Genomic DNA, 25,266 nt, shown 5'->3' with positions numbered 1-25,266 from the left:
TAACGAACGATATCGTGAAAACAATGAATTTTTGCTCAGCCCCACCGATCGCTATCGTGGCGCCGCCCGCCACTGCGCTCGATCCAAGGGGATTGCCTTGTCGCTCTATCTGCTGCCGCTCTCTGCCCCACTCCTGCTGCTGGTCGCGGCCGTGTTCGGCTTTGTCCGCAGCGGCCGACGCCCCCGCTTCCTCCCCGCCTTCGCCGAACGTGCCGCGCTCGGCGCACTGCTCGTCGCCATCGCCTCGCTGGCGCTGCTGATCGCCCGCGGCGCCGGCGGCAGCGCATTGATCGGATGGAGCGGCATCGGCCTGTCGGTCCGGCTCGATGCGGTGAGCACCACGATGCTGCTGCTGGTCGCCTTCGTCGGCTGGATCGTGGTGCGCTATACCCGCACCTATCTGGATGGCGAAGCGCGGCAGGGCTATTTCACCGGCTGGCTGTGCGTCGCGCTCGCCGCGGTGCTGCTACTCGTGCAGGCCGGCAACCTGGTCCAGGTCGTGGTGGCCTGGATCGCCACCAGCATCGCGCTCAATCGTTTGCTGCTGTTCTATCCCCAGCGTGTGGCCGCGCAACGCGCCGCGCGCAAGAAGCGCCTGTTCTCCAGCATCGGCGCCATCGCCCTGATCTGCGCGGCACTGCTTGTCTGGAAGAGCCTGGGCACCACCGACATCGTCACCATCAACACGCTGGCGCGGAACGGCCAGCATGGCGGTGCCCTTACCGCGGCGGCCGCCTTGATGGCGCTGGCCGCGGTGCTGAAATCGGCGCAGTTCCCCACCCATGGCTGGCTCACCGAGATGATGGAGGCGCCCACGCCGGTGTCGGCGCTGCTGCATGCCGGCGTGGTCAACGGCGGCGGCTTCCTGCTGATCCGCTTCGCCGACCTGATGCTGGCGGCCCCCGGCGTACTCGCCGTGCTGGCCATGCTGGGCGGGTTCACCGCGCTGTTCGGCGCGCTGGTGATGCTGACCCAACCCGCGGTCAAGACCTCGCTGGCCTGGTCCACGGTCGCGCAGATGGGCTTCATGATTCTGCAGTGCGGGCTGGCGCTGTTCCCGCTGGCGCTGCTGCACATCGTCGCGCACTCCCTCTACAAGGCCCATGCCTTCCTGGCCTCCGGCGGCGCCGTCGAGCAGGTGGCGTCCATTCGCCGGCCTGGGCCGGTCGCCGTGCCCAATGGGGCGGCGGTGTGCCGCGCCTTCCTGATCGCGCTGGCGATCTATGTCGGGATCGGCGCCGCCTTCGGGTTCGCCTTCGGCTTCGAGCACAAGTCGCCGCAGGCGCTAGCCCTGGGCGCCATCCTGATCTTCGGCGTCGCCTATCTGCTGGCCCAGGGTCTGGCCGATGCCGCACCCCGTCCGCTCACCCGAAAAACCGTGCTCTACGCCAGCGCGGCCGCGGTCGGCTACTTCGCGCTGCAGACCGCAGCCGAATGGCTGACCACCGGGGTGCTGCCAGCGACGCCGGCGCCGGGTCGGCTGGAGTGGACGCTAATGGCGCTGGCGGTGCTGAGCTTCGGCCTGGTGGCGGTGGCGCAGGCGCTGTTCCCGCTGTGGGCGACGCACCCGGCCGCCGCCGGACTGCGCATGCATCTCGCCAATGGCCTGTATGCCAACGCCACGCTCGATCGCCTGCTCGGCGGCTGGTCCGTCCGCAAGACCTCGTGACTCCCTAACCGCCAGGACACCGCCATGCTGATGACCACCACCGACGCACCGTCCTTGTCTCACGAGCTGATCATCGCCGCCGCCGCGTGTGCGGCGCGGGCCATTCCCCCGCTTTGGCCGCTCGCCTCGAGCGTGGCGGTCAACCCCTTCCTCGGCCAGACCGGCGAACCGCTGCCGATCGCGGCGGCGCGGCTGCGGCGCGCCGCCGGCATCGCCGTGACCATGCCGCGCGCCTGGTATGCGCAGCGACTGCAGTCCGGCGAGATCGCCGAAGAAGATCTGCAGGCGGCCTGGCACAACGCGCCGGCGGCGCTGCGTCCGCCGAGCGTGTCCGCACTGAAGCTCGTCATCGAAGCCACGCGCCCTGCCCCGCAGGCGATCCCGACCGTCGCCGATCTGGCACGCGATGCGTCGCTGGTCGACTGGCCGGGCATCGTCGAAGAGCGCATCGGACACTGGGCCGCCAGCTACTTCGACCAGGGCCAGGCGCTGTGGGTCGCCGGGCAGTCCGGCGGCGCCTACAACGCGTGGCGGCTGGTCGCGACACGCGATCTGACGCCGGAAATCGCCGGACTCACCCGATTCGCCCAGCAGGTGGCGGACGCGCCAGCGACTGCCGAAGAGGCGATCGTCGAGGGCGTCGCCCGCCTCGGCCTCGCGCCCGACGCGCTGGACGGCTATTTCCACCGTCTGCTGACCACGCTGGGCGGCTGGAGCCAGGTTGCGCGGTATCGGCTCTGGCAAGCGGAGTTGAGCGGCGGAACCGATGCCTGCGTCACCGATCTGCTCGCCATCCGCATCAGCTGGGAAGCCGCCCTGCTGGGCAAGTTCGGTTCGGAGATCGCGCCCGAGTGGCGAAGCGCCGTCGCCGCTTACGCCACGCCGATGGCAGCGACTTCGGACGACGTCGTCGACAGCATCCTGCAGGAAGCGGCCGAACGAGCTGCACAGCGGCGGCTCGGCAGCGTGCTTGCAGCCCCCGCCTCGGCCCCGGTCGCCCCCGACCGGATGACGTTGCAGATGGCCTTCTGCATCGACGTACGCTCGGAAGTGTTCCGCCGCGCGCTGGAAAGCCTGGATGCCGGCATCCAGACCCTGGGATTCGCCGGATTCTTCGGGCTGGGCATCGGCCATCGCCGGTTTGCCTCGGACGTGGTCGAGGCACGCCTTCCGGTGCTGCTGACGCCAGCGGTGCACACCTGCGCGGGAGCGGCCACGCCGTCATTGTCCGAGGCGGACCTCGCCGCGCGGATCGCGGCGCGCGCGAAGCGGGCCTGGGGACGCTTCAAGCTGGCCGCCATTTCCTCGTTCGCCTTCGTCGAGGCCACCGGCCCGATCTACGTCGCCAAGCTGCTACGCGATGGCTTGGGACTGACGCGGCACTCGGCGCCGAACGATCCCGCGCCGCGCCCGGCCGAGGCGCTCGACCTCGACACGCGCCTGACCATGGCCACGCGCATCCTCACCGCGATGTCGCTCACCAGCGGGTTCGCGCGACTCGTGGTGATCGCCGGCCACGGGGCAAACGTGGTCAACAATCCGCACGCCAGCGCCCTGCACTGCGGCGCCTGCGGCGGCTACTCGGGCGAAGTGAACGCGCGGCTGCTCGCCGCGCTGCTCAACGACCCCGAGGTGCGCGCCGGGCTTGCCGAGCGCGGCATCGCGATTCCCGCCGACACGCTGTTCGTCGGCGCCCTGCACGACACCACGACCGATGCGGTCACGCTCTACAGCGCCGACCATGCTTCGCCCACGCATGCCGCCGACCTCGACCAGGCGGCGCGTTGGCTGCACGCCGCCGGCGCGCTGGCGCGCGGCGAGCGCGCGCTGCGCCTGCCACGCGCGCAGCGCAGCCAGGACATCGCGCCTCGCGCCCGCGACTGGGCCGAGCTGCGCCCGGAATGGGCCCTGGCCGGCTGCCAGGCCTTCATCGCCGCGCCGCGCGCGCGCACGGCCGGGCGCGACCTGGCAGGACGCGCCTTCCTGCACGACTACGATTGGCGGCGCGACGAAGGTTTCGGTGTGCTGGAACTGATCCTGACCGCACCGGTCGTGGTCGCCAGCTGGATCAGCCTGCAGTACTACGGCTCGACCGTCGCACCCGAGGTCTTCGGCGCGGGCAACAAGCTGCTGCACAACGTCACCGGCGGCATCGGCGTGGTCGAGGGCAACGGCGGCCTGCTGCGCGGCGGACTCCCCTGGCAATCGGTCCACGACGGCGAACGGCTGATCCACGAACCACTGCGGCTTTCCGTGCTGATCGAAGCACCGACGGACGCGATCACCGACATCCTCGAACGCCATCCGCAGGTTCGCGCGCTGTTCGACAATCGCTGGCTGCATCTGTTCGCGCTGGACGACCAGGGCCGGATGGCGTCGCGCTACACCGGCGATCTGCGCTGGGAGGCGTGTCCTGGCGATGCGCCGCCCAAGCGCAGCGCCGTGCCGGCACACACGTGACCGGATGTCACCTGGTCACATCGACCCACCTGTCGACGTCCCTGCACCTGATGCGGGCGGCTGTCTGGCGACGCATCAAATCCTGGATCGCATCGGTGACAAGTGGAGTCCTTACATCGTCGCCATGCTGGCGAACGGCCCGCAGCGCTTCAACGCATTGAAGCGTGGCATCGACGGCATTTCCCAGCGCATGCTGACGCTGACCCTGCGCGGACTGGAACGCGACGGATTGGTCACGCCCACGCTGTATCCGACGATTCCTCCGCGCGTCGATTACGCACTGACCGACCTTGGACGCACGCTATTGAAGCCGGTCATGGCGCTGGTCCATTGGGCGAACGAGAATCAACGCGCCATTGCCGAAGCGCATCGACGTTTCGACGAGGCGCCGGAGCAAGATCAGGTCTTGGTTCAGGGCGACGTCTACCAGCGGCGTTAGTCAGACTCCGTTTTCGTGGGGCGCGACTGGAAGAAGCAACTGCCAGTAAGCGACATCCACCCAACGGCCGAGCTTGTAACCGACCTGCTCGAAGTGCGCGACCTTCTTGAACCCCAGCGCCTCGTGCAGCCGGGCACTTGCATCGTTCGGTTGAGCGACACCGCCGATGACTGCGTGCAACTCCAGCCGTCGCAGTGTTTCCAGCAGCGCGCCATACAGGACAGCGCCCAGCCCTCGCCCGCGATGCCCATCAGCCAGGTAGATCGTGGATTCCACCGAACGCTGGTACGCCTTTCTCGCTCTCCATTGTGTGGCGTAGGCATACCCGGCAACCTCGTCGCCCACCAGCGCCACCAGCCACGGAAGGCCGACGCTCTGTACGTCTTCAATGCGCCTGGCCATGTCGGCCGACGTCACGGCATCCAGTTCGAACGTGACGCACGTGTTGGCGATGTAGTGGTTGTAGATGTCCGCGATGCGCTGGGCATGCACGGGACTGGCCGAAACGATGGTCGCTGTCACGGTCACCGGCTTCCTTTGTTGATGGTCTGGATCACAGCCGCTTCGACATGCAGACGGCGCTGGACGGACAGAGGCGTTCGAACTGGCTCGACGCCCCGACCAGCGGCGGCACCTGCCCCCGGTCGCACTGCACGTAGCCCATGGCGGCGAACACATCCTGCGCCGTCGTGGTCAGCAGATACAAGGCAAGCACCTCACGCTGCACAGCCAGGCGCTCCGCCTCCCGAACCAGCCGACGCCCGAGGCCATCACCGCGATGCCCCTCCGCGACGCACAACGACCGCAGCACGCCATGTTCGCCATGGAATTCGACAGCCACGGTGCCGAGCAACCCACCCCGACGCGCGGCAAGGAACTGTCGCGACGCGTGACCGGCGATCAGGTCGGAGGTGGGCAACCCCGAGGACTGCAGCAGTTCTTCCGTCTGCGGATCGAACTGCGCCAGGCTGATCACCACGTCCATGACATCACCTCGGTATGTGCAGAAGAACGACACGGCGGTTGGCGACTGCCTGGCGATGCGCCGTCGGCACGACATGAGCCGCGCCCACGCTCATGTCGCAGCCATTCCGCATCGAATGCCAAGCGTCAACAAGTCCGCCCCTCTCCGCAACGCGCGTCGCCGCCGCAGCAGTTCTCGGTCAGGTAATCGAGCAGGCGCGTCATCGTGTCGAACTCGGCGCGATAGCAGACCGTCCTGCCCCGTTGCTCGGCGCGGATCATTCCGACAGCAGCCAGCTCCTTCAGGTGGAAGGACAGGGTCGGCCCCGGCAGGGTCAGCGCGCTGGCGATCTCGCCCGCCAGCTTGCCCGCCGGTCCGGCCTGGACGAGCAGCCGGAAGATGGCCAGACGGGTCTCGTGGCCCAGTGCCGACAAGGCCTTGGTTGCGGTCAAATGTTCCATTATTTTAGAATAATGGAATTAATGAAACCAGGCAATCGATCATGGACCTTCCCAATCTGGATGCAACGCTTGCGCCCGCAGCGGATCGCGCGCGCCTGGCCGCCGGCGATGCCGAGCACAAGCCGCGCATCCTGATCCTGTATGGATCGCTGCGTCCGGAGTCCTACAGCCGAAAGCTGGCACTGGAAGCGCAACGGCTGCTCGACTACTTCGGCGCCGAGACCCGCGTTTTCGATCCGCACGACCTGCCCATGGTCGATGCCGTCGGCCCGGACCATCCGAAGGTGCAGGAACTGCGCGCCGCTTCCCTGTGGTCGGAAGGCCAGGTCTGGGTGAGCCCCGAACGTCATGGCGCGGTGTCGTCGGTCTTCAAGAACCAGATCGACTGGCTGCCCCTGCAGGAAGGCAGCGTCCGCCCGACGCAGGGACGCACGCTCGCGGTGATGCAGGTCTGCGGTGGATCGCAATCCTTCAACGTGGTCAACGCGCTGCGCCTGCTTGGTCGCTGGATGCGGATGGTGACCATCCCGAATCAGTCGTCGGTGCCCAAGGCCTGGCAGGAGTTCGACGCCAATGGCCGCATGAAACCATCGGCGTACTACGACCGCGTGGTGGACGTCATGGAGGAACTGGTGAAGTTCACCTATCTGGTGCGCGGCCGCAGCGACTACCTGGTCGACCGCTACAGCGAGCGCAAGGATACGCAGGCCGCCGCTGCACTGGCGGCGGCCGCAGGCGCGGTCGAAGCCAGCCAGGCGGCAAAGACCGCGCCATGAAGGCCGTGATCTGCCACAACCCGGAATGCGGCACCTCGCGCAACACCTCGCCCTGATCCGTCACGCGGGAGCACTCCCACAGGTCGTCGAATACCTCAAGACGCCTCCAAGCCGGAAGCGACTTGTGGAGCCGATCGCCGCATCCGGGCTGACGGCACGAGAGGTTCTTCGGGAGAAAGGCACGCCGTATCACTCGCCGAAGCTACGGCATCCCGAGTTGACGGACAGCGACCTGCTGGACGCGATGCTGGAAGGCGAGCCGGAACACGACCGAAATGCCAAGCCTGCTTCAGGGCGCGCCGATCAGCCAGCGCCGCCCACGAAGGAGGTCACCTCACTCCCACTCGATCATCAACAGCACTCGCAAGTCCGCGTAGTTAAAGGATTTTGCGATGATCAACGTAGGCCACTGCCGTCGCGTTTACCGTCACCCGACAAGAGCTTTGCCTAGTGCGGAAGAAGGAGGAACTTCAGGGCGCGACGGCGATGGAAGCACATCGTCAATCACCTCTTAGGATAGCGCAGACATGCGTACCTCGACCAGCGCCTAGCACTGGCTGCAGAGGGAACTACAGCCACCAACAATGGCGACGACTCGCGACACATCGGCAGCGAGCCCCTGCGCCAGATCGACCTGGACGGCGTCGTCCTGAGTTAGTTCCATTGCGACGGCCTGCACCGCGAGATGCACGCTTAGGGCCGACTGGCGAGCCGCCTCGTCCTTGGCGCGATCTACCGGATCACCCTCAGCCATCTTGCTCGATTGATGACGCGCCCTCGCGGTATGTGGGCCTATGCAAGGCTGCGCTACAACAGCGCTCAATCGGCATCCATGAGCGGGGCGAGTGCGCGGATGGCAGCAGAATTCAGAGGATAGGCCCTGTCTCGCAGCCCGTTCAGGCGTTTGAGGGTGGCTACATGCGCGCGCAAGTCGATGCCGGCGCTTAGCAAGTCCTCCCGGAGCGCGGCCAAGTTGAGGTCGTTGCGCTCGCATGAATACAGGAAGGCCACGAGATCGCCGGGATTGGCCTGCAATCGCACCAGGTAGTCCGGGACCGCTGGTGACGATGCTTCACTGAAAAGCGCAAAACCGGGTTTAGAGCCGTAGCGGCGATCCCAGTACGCCCTGCGCAACGCCACGTGATGCAGCAAGACCAGCCACTGCTCGCGGTAGATCGTATCGTCGATGTGCAGCAGGTCCATCACCGCCGCGGCCAGTGCCCCATGCAAGCGCTCTATTCCGTCAACCACTGGGTCGCTGGATGCTCCTAGGCGGTCGGCAACCTGGTCCAGGCATGCCAGGGCCATGCTCGCCAGGAGCAGGAGCAGGCGGCTCGCGTCGGATTTGTCGGAGCCGACACGCGATTCCGCGGCTGCAGATCCGAATTCGACCACCTCGCGGAGATAAAAAGCTTCGTCCCACAGCGCCCGCCAGTCCTCCGCGAAGGTGTCCCTGGCAGCGAAAGGCACCGCCAGCAACCGCGAGGAGAGGCTGGGCACGTCGGCCCGCATGATGTGCAGTTCCGCCATTGCCAACAACTGGCGTCCCTTCTGCTCATGCCAGTCTTCAGGGGAGAGCCGCCATTGGCTGGCGAATGCCTCGACATCGGGGAGCGGCGCGTGCCTGTCCTGAGCAAAATACGACTGGACGCAGCGATAGCACCATGCCTCCCATGGCGCTGCGTCGTCGGGCGCGCGGGAGATCGCTTCCTTGCCGTGCATCGCCTTGTCGATGGCCCCCAGCAATGTCTTGTTGACAAATCCACGCGCGCGGATATCGTCGAATTCGTCGTCTTTGGAGACCAGCACCTGGCGCATCAGCCACGTACTCCATCGCGCGAGTGCCGCGAGCGCGTCAGTTCGCCGGGCAATCACATCCACTACGGCTTCGGCCAGTTCCACCACCTGCGCGGTAAGCGCCGGGACCTCAGATACATTGGAATCGAACCGCGGGAACTGACTGCTTGCCGCGACCAGTTGGCGCTGCCCATGCACCAGCAGCAGGGGCAGCAGCACCGAGCTCGTCCAGCGACCATCCGGCGCGAAGGCAGGTGGTGCCGCCTCGACGCACGTCTCCCATTGGGCGAAGCGAGGACTGAAGGCACCGACGCCGGCTCCAAGCAGGGCTGCGTCCACGAGGAAGGGATCCCGAGATCTGGCGATCAGCGCCTGGAACTCGGCTGGCGCGAGTTCGGCGAGGAGACCCAGGACCCGTACCTCCTCCTCGAAATTCATGAAGTCGGCCCCGCGAAGCCCCCACCAGATCTCATCGAGCTTGTGCTCGGCGTGTTCCCAGTGCGCCCTCGCGCCTTCGCGAGACTCGTTGCGGCGCGTCGAAGCCGACTTGCATGCGCCGCTTTCCAGCGCCTGGAACAGCTGCGTCAGCAGGGCGACGTAGCGTTCCTTGGCGTTGACATCTCGCGCGGCCTGGGCGGCCATGGCCTCGTGCAGCCAATGTTCGATCTCCCAAGAGTGGTTCGCGATTGACCTCACCGTCTGCCAGGTCGTCAGGTCGGGGCAGTGCGCAAGCGCAACGGCACACGCCATTGTCACGACCATGTTCGTGTCAAAGGCAGGCCTTGCGCTTGGAGCAGCAAGCGCCACGAGCATGTCGATCGTCGGTGTTTCGTCATCCGTCGTGAGCGTCGCCGCCAGCACATCGATCGCGTCGAGCGTTTCCCGATCGGCTTGCGCCAGCGAACGCAGGAAGTCCCTGCGCGTCTTGAACCGCGAGTCCTCGCCGTCGCTGGAATCGTCGCTGCGCTCATTGATCCATTGCATCGTCATCGTTCCTTGCACATGTCCCACGCCAGAATGAAGAAGTCGATGGCGCCCGACGCCTCCGCGTCCCACCCCCGACTGGCGGCATTGACGCGGGGATGAAAGCCACCGACTGTCGCCCCGAAATGCCAGAGTTCGTCGTCGATGATGGCGAAGCGATCATGGACGTGATCGAAACGCGCCGTCAGTCGCGTGCACACCTCGATGCGGCAGCGCGTTTGCCCGGGGCGGCGCTTGGCATTGATGTCGCTTTGCTTGCGTTCGAATAGCAGCAGCATCTCGTCGTTGATTTGTTTGTGGTCCTTGGTGAGGATCCTGATATCGCTGGCGGTGATGTGAGGAGGTAGCCATTCCAAAACCTTCCTGATCCGGCTGTCCGCCCCCGCTCGGTCGGGCGGCACCAGAAAATACTCGTCCACGATCCAGATGCGCTCGACTGAAGCGCTGACCGCGCTGGTGAAGGCCAGCATAGGCATCGGCTCAGGGGCATTCCTGCGGTTGTGGATCGTCCCCATGTCTAGGGGAAATCGCGGGCTGCCCCCACTTTCGCATCCCCACAGTATTTCGCTCTTGAGGGGAACGCGCGGCGGCTTGACGGCCAGAGCAGGGCCAGACGCTGGTTTTCTCATTCCTCCGACCCGCCTGTCGCGTTAGCAACCTGGCCAATGTAGGCATCGAGGTCGGGCGTCCCCGTGATCAATCCTTGCAACCGCTCGATGACTTCGTCGGGATAGGGAAGCCTGACGACCATAGAGGCCTTTTCGCCCAGTGCGTTCAGCGAATTGCCGATCAGCCACACCTCGTCGTCCACAACCAGGAAGCGATCGTGCAGGCTGGAGGCAGGAATGACATGGACCCTCGGCGTCAGCTTCTGATGCTTCTGCAGATCCTTGAGGCTGTCCTTGAATGCCTGGAGCATGCTCGATCGGGTGCGCGAAGGATTGGGGGTGAAGGCGAGCTTGGTCGTCAAGAGCGTGACGCCGACCGTGCTCCCGTGCACCGCGTAGAGGAACTGGCCCAACTGCAACGTCGACAGGTAGGGATCGGCGATGACCACCCTAGAACGCGCGCCGCGAAGCAGTCCCTGGACGAAGCCAGCGGCCTCGGCGCGCGAGCCTTCCGGAAACCATCGCTGCCCGAGGCGCCTGGCTTCCGCGCGCCGTTCGCGCATCCTGGCCTCTCTTTCGACGCGCTCGTTCGTGCTAGGTGCCACGGGCTCCCCGAACACGGACGCCGACGCGAGGCTCGATTCCGGCGCCGCGGAGTACTCAATGACCGGCGCATTCTCGGCGTCGCCCAGCGGCACCCTAACGACGCGCCGGGTGGCGCTCCTCGCGTACATGTTCAGGTGCATCTGACGAACAAAAGAGACGAAGGGCTGGTAAGCCAGGACACCGTGCCGTTCGTGGGTCACCACAAACCCGTACTGCCCCATGCAGGTGCCCTTGTCCAGTTCCACGATGCCATCGGCGGGCACGGAAATGGTCTCAAAGTGCGTCAGCAGCCGGGCTTCCTTGTCGAAGGCGGTGATGCGCACGCCATCCAGGCGCTGTCCGGCATGGGGCACAAAGCGATGGACGATCCGCTCGCCGTAACCGTCCCTGGGCGGCACCATGAAGCTGTCTATCTGCCGGATCACCGGGTCCGGTGCGATATAGACCGCGCTGCTGAGGTACTCCGGGTACTCACCCAGATTCACATGCATGCGCCTGGCGACGAACGCCTGTGCGTCGCCATGACCAAGGAAAGACTCGAAGCCCGCGCGGTCGCCGAAACGCCGGTGCAGACGAGAGGGGACGCTACCGAGGAACGGGGCGGGATTGCTGCTGTCCTCGGCTTCGGGTCCGAAGAACTCTTCCCTGATAGGCAGCCCGAGATTCGGCCAGGGTTGGCTGTCATCAAGCCTGGTAACGCGCATCGACAACCCGTCGTACTTCTCGCGGTCCTCCGGTCGGGTAGGGACCGGCGTCGCGATCGTGCCCTCCTCCAGGGACCGGTACCACCTGATGGCGTCGTGCTTCGCGAGAACGGTCCTGCGGAAGTTGAGCTTCTCGCCACCTTTCTTCATTTCGAAACGATTGACGCCTCGCATGGCCGCGGGGGCTGGCCTGTCTGACGCCAGCTCCGTGACGGTAGCAAAGAGCAGCCTGCCGATCTCGTTCCTACTTCCGATGGTGACTAGCCGAATGACAGCCCACTCCTGATGCTCTTCGGCAGCGATCACGCCCTGCTCCTGCGATTTCATTCCTTTTCCTTTTTCGCGGCGGCCCAGCCGGGCACCCCTCCCCTGCTGATTCTGATCTAGTTTTGAGCGCGGGAACAACCACGGGCAAAACGATTTTTGGGCGCGTCGCTACAGGTTGGGAGCACGTCACCTCAAATCTAACCCATCTCCCGAATTGAATTTACTAGCGGCGATTTGCCTTCTTGGTAGGTGAGTCGTGCTTGATGGACTGGGTCCACACGAGCCTTAAGCTGAGTCAGAGTTCGCCGAAAAAGGGAACAACCCGTATCGACCATGATGCGGGTTCTTACCGAACATCAGCGACTGCTCGCGCTGCCTGATTGCATCAGGCGGATCGGTGTTCTCGACCACGATGACTTGTGTGTCAGCCGGTACTGCTTCAAGGTAAGCGTAGAACTGTTCCTGAAGGTCAGTGCCAGTCAGGTCATCTTCTGTTCCATCTGGTTCTCGATACGCAAGCAAGGGAGAATCAAGAACAACGAATCCGGTGTGCGGCGTCTGCCGCGCTCGGCAAAAAGCCAGCAGCCCGAGGGTAAAAGCTGCGTGTGTGATGGCACGAAGACCCTTGCCAAACGCGCTGCGCGACTTTCCGGCAATGACAAGGTCGCGAGTTTTGGAATCGAAGTAAACATCCCCTGATTCTGGGAAATGCCAACCTTTCAAGATGCTTTCAACAGTCTTGGCAAAGTTGTACGTGACGGCAGTAGGGATGTCTGCGTTCGCAAGCGCTCCGGTTTTGTCGTCATCGGCACCCTTCTCAAGAGCAGCGCGGCGGCGTTCCATGTCTTGCACGGTGGCGTATAGCGCCAATGCCTCGCGCACTTCAGCGCGCTTGTCGGCAAAGTCAGAATAGGATTTCCGAAGGGTCGATAGCCTGGGCGCAATCAGTTCTTCGACCGCCTCGGAGATTGACTCCAGCTCCCGTACGATGGCGGGCATCCTACGGTCAAATTTGGTACCTTCGCGCTCAAGGCTTCGGACGGTTTCGGCGAGTTCAGCACGCAAGACCTCGATTTTGGCGATCTCCTTTCGCGCCGCCTGAACCACCGAATCAATGTCCCCGTTGCATTCGGCACCGGCGCTGTGATGGGCGGGAGCCGCCCCGCAGAGAGGACAATGCCCGGAGCCAAGGACGTTGAACAACGTTCCGCCTTCCTCGATAGCGCGTAGGCGTTCGATATCGGATGCGTAGTGCTTGTCGAGCAAGCTAAACCGCGCAAGCATCGTTCCGACTTCAGCGCGTCGCTCGCGGCTCTCCTCAAGTCTCTTACGCAGTTCGCGTCGCTTCCCGGCGGCCTCTTGGAAGTCGGATTCGGTGGTGTTCACTTGGGCCGCCTGCTGGCGGAGTGAAGTGTCGATCTTCTCCAGTTGCTCTTCCAGTTCCTTCGGGCTCTTGGTCAACTCGTTGAGCCGGTCACGATAGTCGCCAAGGAGTTGATCAAGAAGGTGCAGTTGCGCTTCACGTGATAACTCTTCTGGTTCGCTCTTATTGCTGGCGACTAGCGCTGAGTCGTCAGTCCCGGTCAGAAGCAACTTGAAAGTTGCAAGGTTCGGCGTGTTGGCTGTGGGGTTGCCGTCAAAGAGCGGAGAGCTTTGCTGCGTGATCTCCGTCTCGTTGACGATCATCAGACGCGCAATGTTGCGAAAGCTCAGGCTATTGGTCTCGTTCCGCGAATTCCTGCGGACACGCTTGCCGCCAAGACCGCACAGGCCAAGCAAGAAAGAAGACAGATTCGCATCGCTCCTCTCGCTGTGCTTCTCGTCAAGTTGCTTGTAGGGAATGTCAATCGCAGGCGGTTCCTCATACAAGTCTTCGTAGAGTCGAAAGCTGCCACCATCCATGCTGCGCCAGAGCGTGAAAGACTTACCGTCAAGCGTCTCAATACCCAGAAGAATGAGGTCGTAGCCAACGCGTTCCGGGATATCGCGCAAGGGCGGCTTACCACCAAGCATGAAGTCAATAGCTTCGACAATGAATGACTTCCCGGTATTCGAAGCGCCGTAGATGACATTCAGGCCGGGACCGAAGGTGACGGTCGATGGTTGGTTCTGCGGACCAAAAAAGCCAAGGAAGCGCAGGCGGAAACCGGGGGTTTCTTCCGTCATACCTCACCTCCCAGGCTCCGCTCAACCTGCTGGAATTCCTCAACCCATCTGTCAAAGAAGCGACGCATGACACCCTTGAACTGTTCGTCCGTGAGATCGCCGAGGGTTTCGACAAGCCAAGTGGCGCGCTCCTTGAGAGCAACCAGATAACTGGAAGACACGGACGATAGAAACGTCACGGCGTTCTCTCCCGCGCCGTACTTAATGCCGTCAGCCGTGACTTCACGCTTCACGAGATCGCGGGTCATCATCAGCAGCAGCGATTGCTCGATCAGTTTGCGGCGCACGAGCAATTCAGCCGAGGGCGTCGGCGTCGGCGGATGCAAGTTGGTAGGACCATTGAGATCGCCTGTATGGACAAGAAGGTAGTCAAGGGCGACGAGCCTCTGCAGGTCGTAATTTTGCGGATACGCTGCCCCCAGAATCGATACCGCGCGGATACCAGCCTCCAGCGGGCCATTGAACGTGATCGGCTTGGATTCCAGGCTCATGATTGTGTCCACCGTAGGCGATCCTCATTCACGAGCTGATGGCAGATTCCATCTCTATCTTTGGGGTTCGTGCAGGTGATCAGGGCGTTCGCCGTGATTTGCATGTCGCGGGCCGCCTTGGTGACGGCGCAGACCTTTTCGTAGCCATCGGCATAGTTCGCGTCATGCGTATCGATAACGCCGCCGTGGATGTCATCGAGCAAGGATTCAAAGGTGCCAGGTGGCACACTATCGCGCGCAAAGACGCGCAGTGACTCTGCCTCATAGAACGCTTCGCGCTGACGGCGGAAATGGTCCTTAAGCTTCGGCACGGACAGCGCCGAGGGATCAGTCACGGCCGCCCCCGTGTGCTCGCCGTATGCCACGAGCAACTGTGTCACGTAGCGACTTTCGGTGGCGGCGAGTTCTTGGGGAGGCTTTTCAGAAGCAGGCCGCGCTCGCAGTCCACCGCCGAAGCGCGCCGCGTGAACCGGCGTGCTACGGTGATCGTCAACGAGCTGAAGCGCGGTTTTAGCGTCGAAGATCGAGAAGTCGAAGGCGTCCACATAGGCGCGAAGCGCTGCATCGAGTGGCACCGCTTGTTTAGTGGTGATCTCGTCTTTTACGTGCTTGTCCCAGTTGGCAATCAACTCTTCGCGCAGCTTCGGAGCGTTCGCCAACAAGCGACTGAGGGACGTGCCCGCACCTCGCGGGGAAACAAAGTAGTAATGACGGGGTGCGACGTACTCACCGCTGTACGAGAACCAGATGACCTTGCCGAACTCAACCCAGACATCGCCGGGCCTAAGAGCATGGTCGTAGTGCTTGCACTGGTAGTTATCCCATACACCCTTGAGGCGCTTTTCGTCCGCAAATCCGGCGATGTCTATTCCCATGTCACCAGCACCCGAGAAGCGCTGGACATGCTTGTACTTCGCCGGAAGACAGTAGTAGGCCCACTCTTCAACGAAGCCTTCCCACTCGTCTGGCGAGTAGGTCAATAGTCTTTGCTGTGGCGGAATGACGGGACCGTTCGCCACCTGCGCCGCGGTGACCGCGGTCTGGGGGCTCGACGGCCTGTTGATGTCCTTCCAACTCGCCGTCATGACGCACCTTGTCCTTGACTGTCATAAGGACGGAAGTACGGGTTCTTGTGTATCTGCGCTGCCTGGACCTTCTTCGTGAAGAAATCTGCGAGGTCATCTTGGTGCTCAAGCAAACGCACGATTTCTTGGAGCGTCGAAAGAACCAAGACCTTCTGCTGCAGGAACTCGCGCACCGTGTGGACTGCGGGTTCCGTGTAATCGCTGGTGGAGATGAAGATGCCTCGAACTTCGGCGCGCGACATGAGGCGTACGAGATGCTCTGAAATTTCTGGTTTGCCGACTGGATTGCGGTACCACTTCATTTCTACGAAGTACAGCATCCCGCCAAGCTCAATCACTCCGTCGATCTGCTCAACGATCCCCTCCCCGGTATCACCGACCAAGTGGAAGGCTTTGTGAATGAGAACGCCATAGGCCTGGAAGAGATTGTTGAGGGCTGTTTCCAACATCTTGCCGCGTTCCTGTGCCGTCGCCGAAGTAGCAAACAGTGCATACAAAGCCTGCTTGGCGCTATCGATCCTGGAGATGCGCTCGCGCTTCTGTGCTGCGATCCGCTGTGTCTCTGCCAAGCGCGCCTGCCGCTCCTCCTCACGGGCATTGTTCATGCGCGTGAAAGCATCCTTTTGGTTGACGACTTCGCGGATGCTGGCGACAAGGCCCTTAGCCTTGAGCTGGTCATCGGGCCAGCACGAATCAAAGCTCGCAAAATCTACAACGCGCCTCAGCACTTCACGCCGCTCGCGAAGCGCGGCTTCCCCCTTCGCATTGAGGCGCTCAAGCACAGTGCGCACCATTTGGTACTTATTGACGTCCTTAGGGGTACTCCTCAAGTGAGCAGCCATGTCCGCAATCATGGCGTCAGGCACACCCGCGCCACGAAAGAAGACAAGCACATCCTGTTTCGATCGGTTGAGCAATGGGACAACATCCACCAGGAGATTGAACAGCTCTGGTGGATAGTGGAACGTGATGTCTGTAGAGGCGCCGGTCACGCGACACCCTCCTTACAAACACACTTACCACATTGAGAAAAGGTTTTATCCCCCGCTGTCATAAGTCCTTTCCTACGCATTCTTTAGCTGCTTGTGGGCCTTGTGTTCGCGAATGGCTCGATTCGCTCCCACTGATTAGTCAGCCTCGGCGAGAGCAGTTGATGATGCACGTCAATCGTACATTAATCGTGTTTACTTAAGCAGGTGGCACGTGCCAGTCCGCGTTTACCGTCACCCGAGAAGAGCTTTTTCTGATACAGAAAAGGAAGGCACTTTACGAACTCCGGCACCAGGCGCAAGCCATCCAAGGATCTTCCCAGCTGTCTACCCCGACTATAGAACCAGCTTGTACAGTAGCCCTGACACGCCACGGATGGTCGGAATGGCCGCGGGGAAAGACATCACCAAAGGCATTCTGCTGGCGGCAGCCTACTGTGCCTCCTTTCTGCTGGCGTGGCGCTACTCCATGGACCAGTGGTACCTGCCTGCGGGGCTGCGCGCAGCGACCCTGCTGTTCATGCCATACCGCTTTTGGCCCTACCTGCTGGCCGGCGATGCGGTCGCGCTGCTGACGATCCGTGTCCCAATGGTAGAGCGCGGCGCCAGTCCGCTATGGGCCTATGCGAGCCCGTTCCTCCTGATGCCGTGCGTCGCCCTGGCGGTGCATGCCGCGCGCCGCTACGTGCCGCGACTGCTGGACCAGGAGTACCTGCTGCTTCCTCTGTCCCTGGCATTGGCGCTGTGGAGCACGCTCTGCAATGTAGCCATGAACGTCACCATGAAGGGCTACACGGCGCTCACCCCCATGGAGGCGTTGGCGCGATACTGGCTTGGCGACTACCTGGGCATGCTGATGTTCGTCCTGCCGTCGCTGCTATGGCTGCGCCGAAAAGAGCCCGGGATCGCTAGGCCACGATTGCCGAGGGATGTGCTTCTCGGCTGCGGGGCCGTCGTGGCCTTGTTCTTGGTCGCCGGCACAACGCTTGACCACCTATCCCGCCAGATGCTGATGGGGATGATGGTCATTCCAGCGATCGTGCTGACGCTGCTGCACGGCTGGCGGGGTGCCACAGCGGGCGTCGTGCTCGCGAATGTCGCCATCGGCATCATGCTGCCGGATGCGATGACGCTGGCGGCCTATCACGCGGAAGCATTTCGGGTGCAGATCGCGCTCGCCGCGGCAGCCACGGGCCTGTTCGTGTTTGGGTCTCGCCTGTCGATTGCGTTCGAGCGCGCGGGCCGATTTCGGCACGAACGGCAGGAGGCCCTGCAGTTCGCGCAAGCCAGCTACCTGCAGGCGGAACGCACACTGCGACGCCGTGTTGTGGAGTACAGCGACCTCACCGTACACATCAACAAGCTGCGCAAGGATATCGTGTCCCACCTCCGCTCCCGGGGACAGCATGCGGCAGCCATGGAGATGACGCGCAGCGGGGTGATCCAGGCACGGCTGCTGGATGAGTACGTCACGGCGCTGTATCCGCTGGGCATCGAAACGCATGGCCTGTTCGAGACATTCCGCTCCGTGGCCCTGAGCAACCTGTGCGACACCGAGTTCCGGTGTCATCTACGTGGGGATCCCATGCGGCTCTCGCTCGGGCTGCAGCTGGTGGCCTACCGCTGTGTGCTCAACGTGGTCGAGACGCTGCCACCGGCGAAGCGGCACCTCCTCAAGGCCAGGGTGTGGCATGCGGGCAGCAGGCAGGGAGTCGCGGTCTGCGTGGTCGCTGACACGTCACCGCTTGATCGCCAGCGCACGGTGGCGCGAGAGGCAGATTGGGAACTGGCCGCGCGGCTCAAAGTGCATGGCGGCACCTGCCGGCGCCGCCATGCCTACAGCCTGAGCTTTCTGGTGTCCGAATCGGTCGGCGAAGGAATCAATCTGCGGCGCTGATCTGCCATGCGTTGCCACCGCTGCCAGGCACAACGCGCACGACGAAGCCGGAGGTCTGGTACACCACCGTGCCCGTGGCGCTGGCCCCCTTCACCGGCAAGGTCACGCGCGCCACGTCCGCCCCCATCGGCAGTACCCATAGCGTGTCGTTGACCCTGCCCACGGCGGCGCGCACCGTGCCCGCCACATCATTGATCTGCAGGTACGTTACGCCGTCGCGCTGGAACTCATAGATGCGCCAAGCCGGATCCAGCGCGAGGTTCCTGGCCTTCGGCAGCGCCTCGCCCAGGCCCGCCGCCGCTGCAGGCGCTCCATGCCCACCATCCGGGCAGCAGGCTTGCGCAACTTGGGCACCAACCAGCAAAACGCTGGCCAGCGCGACACGGGCCAGCACGCTCGTCTTCTTCATCTCCATGACTCGTCCTTGTCCCCTTCTGGGGAGCTTTCGCCTGCATTTCAGGCAGGTCCAAGGTACGCGGCATAGCAGGGGGAACGGGCGACAATTGCGAGGCTTCGCCCCCCTGCATGACGAAGCGACATGCCTCAAGGCTGGTTCGGGCGTTCCACCAATGCCAACAGCTTTCTTCAATTCTCCATGGCGCCTGGATGGCCGGGCGTCTCAGCCAATGAGACGCCTTCGAATAGCATGGCGCCATGGCACTACCTGAGCACTTCTCATGGGAAACAGACCAGTGGGGCAAGACCTGGCTGAAATGCCACCATACCGTCGTCGCGAACGTGAGCCGCACCGTGTTCCCGGACGGTCGCTGGATAGCGAACGTCAACCGCCACGACGAGCGGGTTACCAGCCACCCCTACGCGTACTTTCGCTCGCAGGAATCGGCCATGCGCTCCGTGGAGCGGTGGGCTTACTCGCATGCTGGACGCCTATTGCGGGAAATCGAGACCGGCGCGCGGCGACGGGCGCCGGAGCCGCCTCCCAGCCGCGCGGAAAAGCAGCTTGCCCGGAAGATGCGTGATTGAGCGCACCGGCTAGCTGATATGGCGCTTTACGGGCGTGACCGCTATGCACCAGTTGCCCGGTCCTGCCGCTATGACGATGTCAGGGCAGCTTTTGGGGATCAACGAAGACCACGGGCGTTCCAGCGGCAGAGCCGATGGGCAACTGTTGCTGCACTCCAGGCGTCACGATCAGAGCAGTCAGCACTTCATCCTGCGGTGAATTGATCTGCACATAGGTCAAGCCATCGCGCTCGAATTTGTAGACCTTGAAGTGTGGCGAAAGGCTGATGTTCTTGGCCCCCACGGGAATGCGCTCGCCCAGGCCCTGGATGACCTGCCCGGCCGGAGGCGTCGGCTCCGCTGCGGTGGCGACTGCGGTCGTGGTCACCGCGGCCAACATCACGGCGCGAAAAAAGTGGCGAGAGTTGCTGTCCATGTCCCAACTCCTGGTGTCTCGCATTGCGGTTCGCCCAAGCTATCCGCGCCGGCCTGCCTCAGCAAGCACCTGCCGGGCGGCTACGTCTACGAGAGTGGACAAAGCCCGGAGCTTGCTGGCTTTGGGTCAGGCATAGTTAGCGCGACACCCCGACCTGAGTGGCCGAAGACGCCGCGCATTTCACTCACTTCCAGTTGACCGCCAGGGTCGTCTCCAGCTTGCTCTGGTAGTTCGCCGGCAGCTGCGTCTGCCCCGCCGCCGGCGGCGAGAACGACGCCATCGCCTGCACGAGGTTCTGCACCTGGCTGGCCTGCAGCGCCTTGCCGTCGCCGGCCTCGAACCACTCCACCTGGTAGCGCGGGCCCAAGTACCAATCGGTCACCAGGAACTTGTCGCTCGTGCCGATGACGCTCACCTCCAGGTTATTGCCCGATTTGCGGAACCACAGCTGGAGCGAGGACACATCGCCCGCGAACTTTGCGGTGTCCTGGTTGCCGCTGGTCGTGTCGTTCTCCTGGATCGTGTCGGTCCCGTGGCCGCGTGCGAGCCAGTAGGTGTCGTTGCCCAGGCCACCCGCCAGCGTATCGGCCCCTGCCCCGCCAGCCAGGAAGTCGACGCCCGCGCAACCCGTCAGCACGCTGGCGCCCGCATTGCTGGTGAGGTGGTTGTCCAACGCGTTGCCGGTGGCATTGATCGCGCCGGAGCCCGTGAGCACGATGTTTTCGACGTCGGACGGCAGCATGTCGGTCACGCTGGACATCACCGTGTCCGTTCCGGCGTTGGCTGACTCGACCACCTTGTCGCCCGTGTTGCCCACGATGTAGGTGTCGTCGCCAGCGAGGCCGGACATGGTGGTCGTTGCCGCTCGTGCCGATCAGCGCGTCGTGCGGGAGGTCCGGTGATAGCGCCCGCCTGGAAGACGCCGGGGACGGAGAGGTTCAGATGAGAAACCACCCAATAGGCCAGCCTGGATCGGCGATAACGAAGAATCCGCCAGCGGAATGCTGGCGGATCTATCCGATTTCTTACATCACCAGTTGATGACAACTCCATTTTCATCAACAATCTTGGCATCACCCAACATGGACCTGGCAAAATTAGCTGCCAGCTCGCTTGCCTGAGCCGCGTCAATTCCTATAATTTTTTTATCTTTTGCCAACACTCCAGGCATATGTACGACACAGTAAAAGTCATCTTCACCCGAAGGAATTGGCTCGGATATTTTAAGCGAAAAAGGCTCAATACCTCCATCTTTATGAATAAAAGCATTGATATCAATATTTTCACTCATTTTAATTATTCCATGTATTTAATGGAGGCATAGGGCGTCCAACCAAGCAGGCCGAATAGCGCTCTGCCGCAGAAGCATAGCATACAGTACCTGCAGCTTTTCCTCGCGCCCTACCTATTGCACGACAAGTCGGAATATCAACATTGTAATACTGATGATCGCACTGCTTATCATCGGGTTCGTCCTCATCACTGCAAACCGCGTTAGCGGCTAGCATGGATAACTTCCACAAAAGCCCATTAGGCCCTATAGCATTTTGCGGACTCACCATCATGGTGAGCTGAAATGCCGCCTGCACTTCCGGGCTGTCTACTTTAGGCCCGTATTGATCAAGATTATAAGGATTTTCTGGATCGTTCTGATTCCTTGCCGCCACCACTGCCGCAGAACCATTCAGAGCGGGATTTACGGGATAAAAAACCTGAAGTCCGCTGGGATCAATTAGATGCAACGGACTCGTCAACGCATAGGAATATGTGCTCAAACCACCCTCTAGCCCAATCGGATCACTCTGGATATAACGTCCAGTGCCCGGCTCATAGTCACGGTGGTAATTCTGGTTCAGCCCACTCAGTGCGTCATAGCGCTGCCCCGGGAAACGCATGTCGAACACGAAGGCGGTTCCGTCCTTGTCCGGATCCTGGTCCGGGGCGGTGGCGCCAAAGGCTTCGCCCTTCAGGTCCCAGCGCCAGATCGCCACGTCGCGTGTCGGATCGATCACCGCGCGCGGCGTGCCGAGATGGTCCGGCTCCACATAGCGCAGCGTGGTCTTGGCCAGCACGCCCACCGGAAGTTCGTCCAACCAGATCGCCTGCTGCACGACTGCGCCATTGGCGTCGTAGTCGCCCAGCCAATGACCGCTCTCGTCATACAGCGTATAGGTGTTGGTCTTGCCCACCCGCCGCACCTGCTCGCCGCGGCCGTTGTAGGCGTAGTTCGCCACGGTGGTGCCGCTGCGCTTGACCTGGGTCAGCCGCCCATTGGCGCCATAGACGTACTGCACGGCCGTGCCACCAATGGCCGTCGTGTTGCCGGCCGCGTCGTAGCTGCGCGCAGTGCCGCCAACGCTGCTCAGGCGATGGCTGGTGGTCGGATACGCGTAGGTCTGCGTGGTGGTATTAACCTTGGCGCTAAGGCGGTTGCCCGTGGCGTCGTAGGTATAGCCGTCGATCACCGCATCGGTCGGACCATCCCTGAACCCAGTCAGCCGGCCCAGCGGGTCGTAGTCCAGTTTGACGACCGGCGAGGTGTTGCCCGGCGCGGTCAGCGCGCTGAGATTGCCGACCGGATCGAAGGCAAAGCCCACCGCCAGGCCGTCGCTGCGGGTGTCGTTGACCGCCAGCGGGCGATAGTCCTGATCCAGCACCCGCTGCATCGGACGACCGTTGCCGTAGGTCCAGCCGGCGACCGGGCCGAACGGGTAGTAGGTCGCCTGGTTCAGCAGCACCTGTCGCGTGCCGCCAGGTGGGGTCACCCCAACCTCGGTGGTCTGGCCCTGGGCGTTGCGCACGTAGTCCACCACCGCCCCATCCGGGTAGGTCAGGCGGCTCAGTTGCCCGGCTTTGGTGTAGGCGTAGCGGACCACGAACACCTTGCCGTTGGTGGTCTGCACCTTGCGCACCAGATCGCCGAAGCGGTCATAGCAGTAGTCGGTGCTGCCGCTGCCGTCCTGCATCCGGGTCAGGCGGCCGACGCCATAGGTCTCGCCGCCGGCGCAGGTGGTCTGGCTGACATCGTAGGTGTAACTGACGTTGAGGCTGGTGGTCGGATAGGTGACCTGGATCAGGCGGTTCAGCGCGTCGTAGCCGTAGCTGGTCTTGATGTTGCGCGCGTCGGTCTGAGAGGCGCGGTTGCCGGCACTGTCGTAGGTGTAGGTGGTACTGCCGGTGTCCGGGCTGGTGAGCTTGGTCAGGTCGCCCAGACCGTTGTAGGCGTAGGTGGTGTCCAGGCCCTTGGGGTCGGTGACCTTGGTCAGGTTGTCCAGGGCGTCGTAGCCAAACTTGGTCTCGGCGGCGATGCCGCCCACGTCCTGAAGGGTCCGCGCCAAGCGCTTGAGTGGATCGTAGTCGGTCTGGTTTTTGGATCCCAGCACGTCAGTGATAACTGCGGTGTTGCCTGCAGCATCGTAGCTAAAATCGGTTGGGTCGCCCTGCGCGGTGGCCTGGGTGGCTAGTTGGCCGAGCTGGTTGTACACGCGCGAGAGCGTGCGCTTGAGCGTGCCCGAAGCGTCCTGGGTGTCTTCCTTGAGCCGGTTGCCGGCATTATCCAGGGTGTAGTGGATGGTGTTGCCGGCGTTGTCGGCGATATCGGTCAGGCGATGTGCCGCATCGTAGGTGAAGCGGGTAAACGCGCCATCGGGTTGCGTCACCTGCTTGACAAGGCCGGTCGGCCAGTAGTCGATCGCGGTGATGCGATCGTCGCTCTCGCTACTGTCGTCGGCCCCACGCACCTTGCTGACGGTCAGCCAGCCGCGCGGGTGATACGTGTAGTCGGTGACCACGCCATTGGCGTTTTTCACCGACAGCACGCGACCGGCGCCGTCATAGGCAAGGTACTCGGTGACCTGGCCGAGCGCATTGGTCACCTTCCACAGGTCGCCCTTGCGGTGCGTGCAGTTGATTGGGGAAGAAGCGCAAGCACTGTCGTCGGAGAGGTAGTAGCTGTAGCTACTGATGTCATTAACGTCGGTACGCGAGCCATCAATCGACGTCAAAAGACCAAGGAAAGGGCAGCGACCAGCATCGACGTCCGACTGCTCGCAATAGGAAATTGCAACTGCCCGTTTAGTGTTTGTACCGGCTCCGGCGCGACTAATTGCCTGTACCTGCCCCCTGTTGTTATAGCCATAGCTTAAAGTTTCCGCCAAATTGTTGGCATTAAAGCGCTTTCTCTCAACGGGAACCAGAAGATCTGCATCCCATTTGAAGCTGGTTTTTGAAACAACGTTGCCGCCACCATCGCTTATCGCGACATCAGAAAGGAGGTCGTTTGAACCATAGGTGTACTTCGTAACGTTCCCAATCGCATCCTTTTTCTCAATGACTCGTGCTTGCGTATCGAACTGGCGCGACCTTTCAAAAGCAACACCTTCGAAAGAGCCGACTACTCTTGTTGCCTTATAAGCTCCATTTATCCTTTCAATCCGGTGCCGCTCGGTCATTCCAAGCGGTGAGACCACATCCACATAGCCGACGCTATCCGGTCGCGCCTGATATGCAACAGTATGTTTTTCTACGCCAGCGTGGCTGGTTGAGACAGGAAACCGGTCTTGGTAGGCATACGTTGCAAACCTTCCCCCATCCTCATCAATAATTCCTGTAAGGGTCGAAACATCGAAGAATCCATCCATATTGTCACGCTCGGCGTACACGTATGTCTTCTTCGATCCATCCGAATAGGTGGCTGCAGCCATGTTCCCGTCCGCATCATATGCATAAGAAACACTGCTCCCATTAGTCTGCGAAATAGACGAAATTCTGCCACTGGCACCGTAACTAAAAACAAGTCCACGCCCGCTTTGATCGAGGACTTGCACCGGCCACCTATAGCCAGGGTCTTTCGCGTCATCACTCAAATACGCAATGAACTGCCTTCGCCCATTTCGATTGCGAACCTCAAGTAGCCGTCCCTTTGCATCGTAATACTCATACTCATCGCCTGATGACCTGGCAGCCATCCACTTTGCGCTAGGCAAAGCACCGGAATCAGCCGCAACTGACTTAAGAAGACTCCCGCGACTATCATCCCCCTTCCAAACACCAGTTGCCTGGGTGAACATGGTGGAGGATCCATCTTCGTGAATCCATTCTATCTGGCTCCCCGCAGCAAGAATTAGGCGGCGATTATATGTGTGCGTCCATCTATTGCCGATTTGCTCGGTTCGCGCCTGTTGGTCGCTGTTGTAATATCTATAAAATCCTAACAAATCGGCGTCAGATTCGCGTTGAAATTTATTTCGCGACGCGAAATTTATTGGATTGCCACAATATATTTCGGAATCACACTGCGACCCTCCAAGCGCCGCACCGGGCCTACTAGGAGTATTCATTGCCTGGGCATAGTAAATTTTATTGCTGTTACACGTATCCATGCCGCTCTTGCTCCAAAACTCCACCCTGTAAGCTATACCGCTTGTGTTTGGAGAGAAGCTATAGACGGACTTTTCAAATTTACATTCCGCCCTAAACCAACAGTAATCATTGTAGACGTCATA

Annotated in this window: 21 protein-coding genes and 1 pseudogene; 7 read left to right on the top strand and 15 right to left on the bottom strand. The window is 62.1% G+C overall.

Annotated features, from left to right (window positions below):
• Positions 1–97 precede the first annotated feature (97 nt).
• From SLW56_RS08620 to SLW56_RS08610, 3 genes are read left to right on the top strand one after another with little or no spacing between them, the layout of a single operon-like run.
• Positions 98–1,669, top strand: coding sequence for a proton-conducting transporter membrane subunit (locus SLW56_RS08620; protein ID WP_320694693.1), 1,572 nt, complete (start codon positions 98–100; stop codon positions 1,667–1,669).
• Between the two features lie 24 nt (positions 1,670–1,693).
• The gene (locus tag SLW56_RS08615; protein WP_320694692.1) at positions 1,694–4,129 is read left to right on the top strand and encodes a DUF2309 domain-containing protein; all 2,436 of its coding nucleotides are present in this window, start codon (positions 1,694–1,696) and stop codon (positions 4,127–4,129) included.
• 4 nt (positions 4,130–4,133) lie between these two features.
• Complete coding sequence (locus tag SLW56_RS08610) at positions 4,134–4,568, top strand: helix-turn-helix domain-containing protein (protein ID WP_267092272.1); 435 nt, start codon at positions 4,134–4,136, stop codon at positions 4,566–4,568.
• Here SLW56_RS08610 and SLW56_RS08605 read toward each other — a convergent pair whose 3' ends face one another.
• From SLW56_RS08605 to SLW56_RS08595, 3 genes are all read right to left on the bottom strand, one after another.
• Entirely contained in the window at positions 4,569–5,090 is a 522-nt protein-coding gene (locus tag SLW56_RS08605) for an arsinothricin resistance N-acetyltransferase ArsN1 family B (protein ID WP_152244511.1), read from the bottom strand.
• A 31-nt stretch (positions 5,091–5,121) separates the two neighbouring features.
• Positions 5,122–5,553, bottom strand: coding sequence for an arsenic resistance N-acetyltransferase ArsN2 (arsN2, locus tag SLW56_RS08600; RefSeq protein ID WP_017908088.1), 432 nt, complete (start codon positions 5,551–5,553; stop codon positions 5,122–5,124).
• A gap of 125 nt (positions 5,554–5,678) precedes the next feature.
• Positions 5,679–5,993, bottom strand: a complete 315-nt coding sequence (locus tag SLW56_RS08595; protein WP_017908089.1) for a metalloregulator ArsR/SmtB family transcription factor — start codon at positions 5,991–5,993, stop codon at positions 5,679–5,681.
• Between the two features lie 41 nt (positions 5,994–6,034).
• Here SLW56_RS08595 and arsH point away from each other — a divergent pair, with 41 nt between their 5' ends.
• Both arsH and SLW56_RS20850 read left to right on the top strand, forming a co-directional pair.
• Positions 6,035–6,769: an arsenical resistance protein ArsH gene (gene arsH, locus SLW56_RS08590; RefSeq protein WP_295933147.1), complete on the top strand. Its 735-nt coding sequence runs from the start codon at positions 6,035–6,037 to the stop codon at positions 6,767–6,769.
• Positions 6,766–7,019 (top strand): annotated as a pseudogene (locus SLW56_RS20850) (ArsC/Spx/MgsR family protein); the annotation flags it as partial. The gene arsH and the pseudogene SLW56_RS20850, both read left to right, overlap by 4 nt.
• 569 nt (positions 7,020–7,588) lie before the next feature.
• On the opposite strand, the gene SLW56_RS08580 reads toward SLW56_RS20850, so the two are convergent.
• From SLW56_RS08580 to SLW56_RS08550, 7 genes are all read right to left on the bottom strand, one after another.
• The gene (locus SLW56_RS08580; protein ID WP_320694690.1) at positions 7,589–9,550 is read right to left on the bottom strand and encodes a hypothetical protein; all 1,962 of its coding nucleotides are present in this window, start codon (positions 9,548–9,550) and stop codon (positions 7,589–7,591) included.
• Positions 9,551–9,552: 2 nt separating this feature from the next.
• Positions 9,553–10,020, bottom strand: coding sequence for a hypothetical protein (locus SLW56_RS08575; RefSeq protein WP_320694689.1), 468 nt, complete (start codon positions 10,018–10,020; stop codon positions 9,553–9,555).
• 155 nt (positions 10,021–10,175) lie between these two features.
• Positions 10,176–11,795 carry a VPA1262 family N-terminal domain-containing protein gene (locus SLW56_RS08570; protein ID WP_320694688.1) on the bottom strand — a complete coding sequence of 540 codons (1,620 nt, stop codon included), beginning with the start codon at positions 11,793–11,795 and terminating at the stop codon, positions 10,176–10,178.
• Between the two features lie 225 nt (positions 11,796–12,020).
• Positions 12,021–13,901, bottom strand: a complete 1,881-nt coding sequence (locus tag SLW56_RS08565) for an AAA family ATPase (RefSeq protein WP_320694687.1) — start codon at positions 13,899–13,901, stop codon at positions 12,021–12,023.
• Positions 13,898–14,392 (bottom strand): ABC-three component system middle component 2, encoded by a 495-nt coding sequence (locus SLW56_RS08560; RefSeq protein ID WP_320694686.1) that lies wholly within the window; start codon positions 14,390–14,392, stop codon positions 13,898–13,900. The genes SLW56_RS08565 and SLW56_RS08560 overlap by 4 nt, the downstream gene beginning before the upstream one ends.
• On the bottom strand, positions 14,389–15,477 hold the full coding sequence (locus SLW56_RS08555) for an ABC-three component system protein (RefSeq protein ID WP_320694685.1): 1,089 nt from the start codon (positions 15,475–15,477) through the stop codon (positions 14,389–14,391). Before SLW56_RS08555 ends, SLW56_RS08560 begins: the two co-directional genes overlap by 4 nt.
• On the bottom strand, positions 15,474–16,469 hold the full coding sequence (locus SLW56_RS08550; RefSeq protein WP_320694684.1) for a restriction endonuclease: 996 nt from the start codon (positions 16,467–16,469) through the stop codon (positions 15,474–15,476). The genes SLW56_RS08555 and SLW56_RS08550 overlap by 4 nt, the downstream gene beginning before the upstream one ends.
• A 382-nt stretch (positions 16,470–16,851) precedes the next feature.
• On the opposite strand from SLW56_RS08550, the gene SLW56_RS08545 reads away from it, so the two are divergent.
• A complete protein-coding gene (locus SLW56_RS08545) occupies positions 16,852–18,363 on the top strand; it encodes an MASE1 domain-containing protein (protein WP_320694683.1) in 1,512 nt (503 codons plus the stop codon).
• Here SLW56_RS08545 and SLW56_RS08540 read toward each other — a convergent pair.
• Positions 18,347–18,778, bottom strand: a complete 432-nt coding sequence (locus SLW56_RS08540) for a hypothetical protein (RefSeq protein WP_320694682.1) — start codon at positions 18,776–18,778, stop codon at positions 18,347–18,349. The two genes, SLW56_RS08545 and SLW56_RS08540, sit on opposite strands and share 17 nt — an antisense overlap.
• A gap of 239 nt (positions 18,779–19,017) precedes the next feature.
• Between SLW56_RS08540 and SLW56_RS08535 the strand changes: the two genes are divergently transcribed.
• Positions 19,018–19,347, top strand: coding sequence for a hypothetical protein (locus tag SLW56_RS08535; RefSeq protein WP_320694681.1), 330 nt, complete (start codon positions 19,018–19,020; stop codon positions 19,345–19,347).
• Positions 19,348–19,426: 79 nt separating this feature from the next.
• Here SLW56_RS08535 and SLW56_RS08530 read toward each other — a convergent pair whose 3' ends face one another.
• The 4 genes from SLW56_RS08530 to SLW56_RS08515 all read right to left on the bottom strand — a co-directional run bounded on the left by SLW56_RS08530 (position 19,427) and on the right by SLW56_RS08515 (position 24,729).
• Complete coding sequence (locus SLW56_RS08530) at positions 19,427–19,762, bottom strand: hypothetical protein (RefSeq protein ID WP_320694680.1); 336 nt, start codon at positions 19,760–19,762, stop codon at positions 19,427–19,429.
• A 184-nt stretch (positions 19,763–19,946) separates the two neighbouring features.
• Positions 19,947–20,612, bottom strand: coding sequence for a calcium-binding protein (locus SLW56_RS08525; RefSeq protein WP_320694679.1), 666 nt, complete (start codon positions 20,610–20,612; stop codon positions 19,947–19,949).
• A 180-nt stretch (positions 20,613–20,792) separates the two neighbouring features.
• Positions 20,793–21,053, bottom strand: coding sequence for a hypothetical protein (locus tag SLW56_RS08520; RefSeq protein WP_320694678.1), 261 nt, complete (start codon positions 21,051–21,053; stop codon positions 20,793–20,795).
• 1 nt (position 21,054) lies between these two features.
• Positions 21,055–24,729, bottom strand: a complete 3,675-nt coding sequence (locus SLW56_RS08515) for an RHS repeat-associated core domain-containing protein (protein WP_320694727.1) — start codon at positions 24,727–24,729, stop codon at positions 21,055–21,057.
• Positions 24,730–25,266 lie beyond the last annotated feature (537 nt).

The sequence above is a fragment of the Xanthomonas sp. LF07-6 genome (genome assembly GCF_034105445.1).
Taxonomy (GTDB): Bacteria; Pseudomonadota; Gammaproteobacteria; order Xanthomonadales; family Xanthomonadaceae; genus Xanthomonas_A; species Xanthomonas_A sontii.
The sequence above is the reverse complement of the archived record's forward strand: the minus strand, read 5'-3'. Positions and strand labels throughout refer to the sequence as shown.

Coding starts and splice junctions, on each gene's coding strand:
- SLW56_RS08560 (WP_320694686.1), bottom strand. CDS start 14,392: ATGAGCCTGGAATCCAAGCCGATCACGTTCAATGGCCCGCTGGAGGCT.
- SLW56_RS08515 (WP_320694727.1), bottom strand. CDS start 24,729: ATGGCTGCCAGGTCATCAGGCGATGAGTATGAGTATTACGATGCAAAG.
- SLW56_RS08610 (WP_267092272.1), top strand. CDS start 4,134: ATGTCACCTGGTCACATCGACCCACCTGTCGACGTCCCTGCACCTGAT.
- arsN2 (WP_017908088.1), bottom strand. CDS start 5,553: ATGGACGTGGTGATCAGCCTGGCGCAGTTCGATCCGCAGACGGAAGAA.
- SLW56_RS08580 (WP_320694690.1), bottom strand. CDS start 9,550: ATGCAATGGATCAATGAGCGCAGCGACGATTCCAGCGACGGCGAGGAC.
- SLW56_RS08595 (WP_017908089.1), bottom strand. CDS start 5,993: ATGGAACATTTGACCGCAACCAAGGCCTTGTCGGCACTGGGCCACGAG.
- SLW56_RS08570 (WP_320694688.1), bottom strand. CDS start 11,795: ATGAAATCGCAGGAGCAGGGCGTGATCGCTGCCGAAGAGCATCAGGAG.
- SLW56_RS08555 (WP_320694685.1), bottom strand. CDS start 15,477: ATGACGGCGAGTTGGAAGGACATCAACAGGCCGTCGAGCCCCCAGACC.
- SLW56_RS08535 (WP_320694681.1), top strand. CDS start 19,018: ATGGCACTACCTGAGCACTTCTCATGGGAAACAGACCAGTGGGGCAAG.
- SLW56_RS08575 (WP_320694689.1), bottom strand. CDS start 10,020: ATGCTGGCCTTCACCAGCGCGGTCAGCGCTTCAGTCGAGCGCATCTGG.
- SLW56_RS08545 (WP_320694683.1), top strand. CDS start 16,852: ATGGCCGCGGGGAAAGACATCACCAAAGGCATTCTGCTGGCGGCAGCC.
- arsH (WP_295933147.1), top strand. CDS start 6,035: ATGGACCTTCCCAATCTGGATGCAACGCTTGCGCCCGCAGCGGATCGC.
- SLW56_RS08520 (WP_320694678.1), bottom strand. CDS start 21,053: ATGAGTGAAAATATTGATATCAATGCTTTTATTCATAAAGATGGAGGT.
- SLW56_RS08525 (WP_320694679.1), bottom strand. CDS start 20,612: ATGTCCGGCCTCGCTGGCGACGACACCTACATCGTGGGCAACACGGGC.
- SLW56_RS08540 (WP_320694682.1), bottom strand. CDS start 18,778: ATGGAGATGAAGAAGACGAGCGTGCTGGCCCGTGTCGCGCTGGCCAGC.
- SLW56_RS08615 (WP_320694692.1), top strand. CDS start 1,694: ATGCTGATGACCACCACCGACGCACCGTCCTTGTCTCACGAGCTGATC.
- SLW56_RS08530 (WP_320694680.1), bottom strand. CDS start 19,762: ATGGACAGCAACTCTCGCCACTTTTTTCGCGCCGTGATGTTGGCCGCG.
- SLW56_RS08565 (WP_320694687.1), bottom strand. CDS start 13,901: ATGACGGAAGAAACCCCCGGTTTCCGCCTGCGCTTCCTTGGCTTTTTT.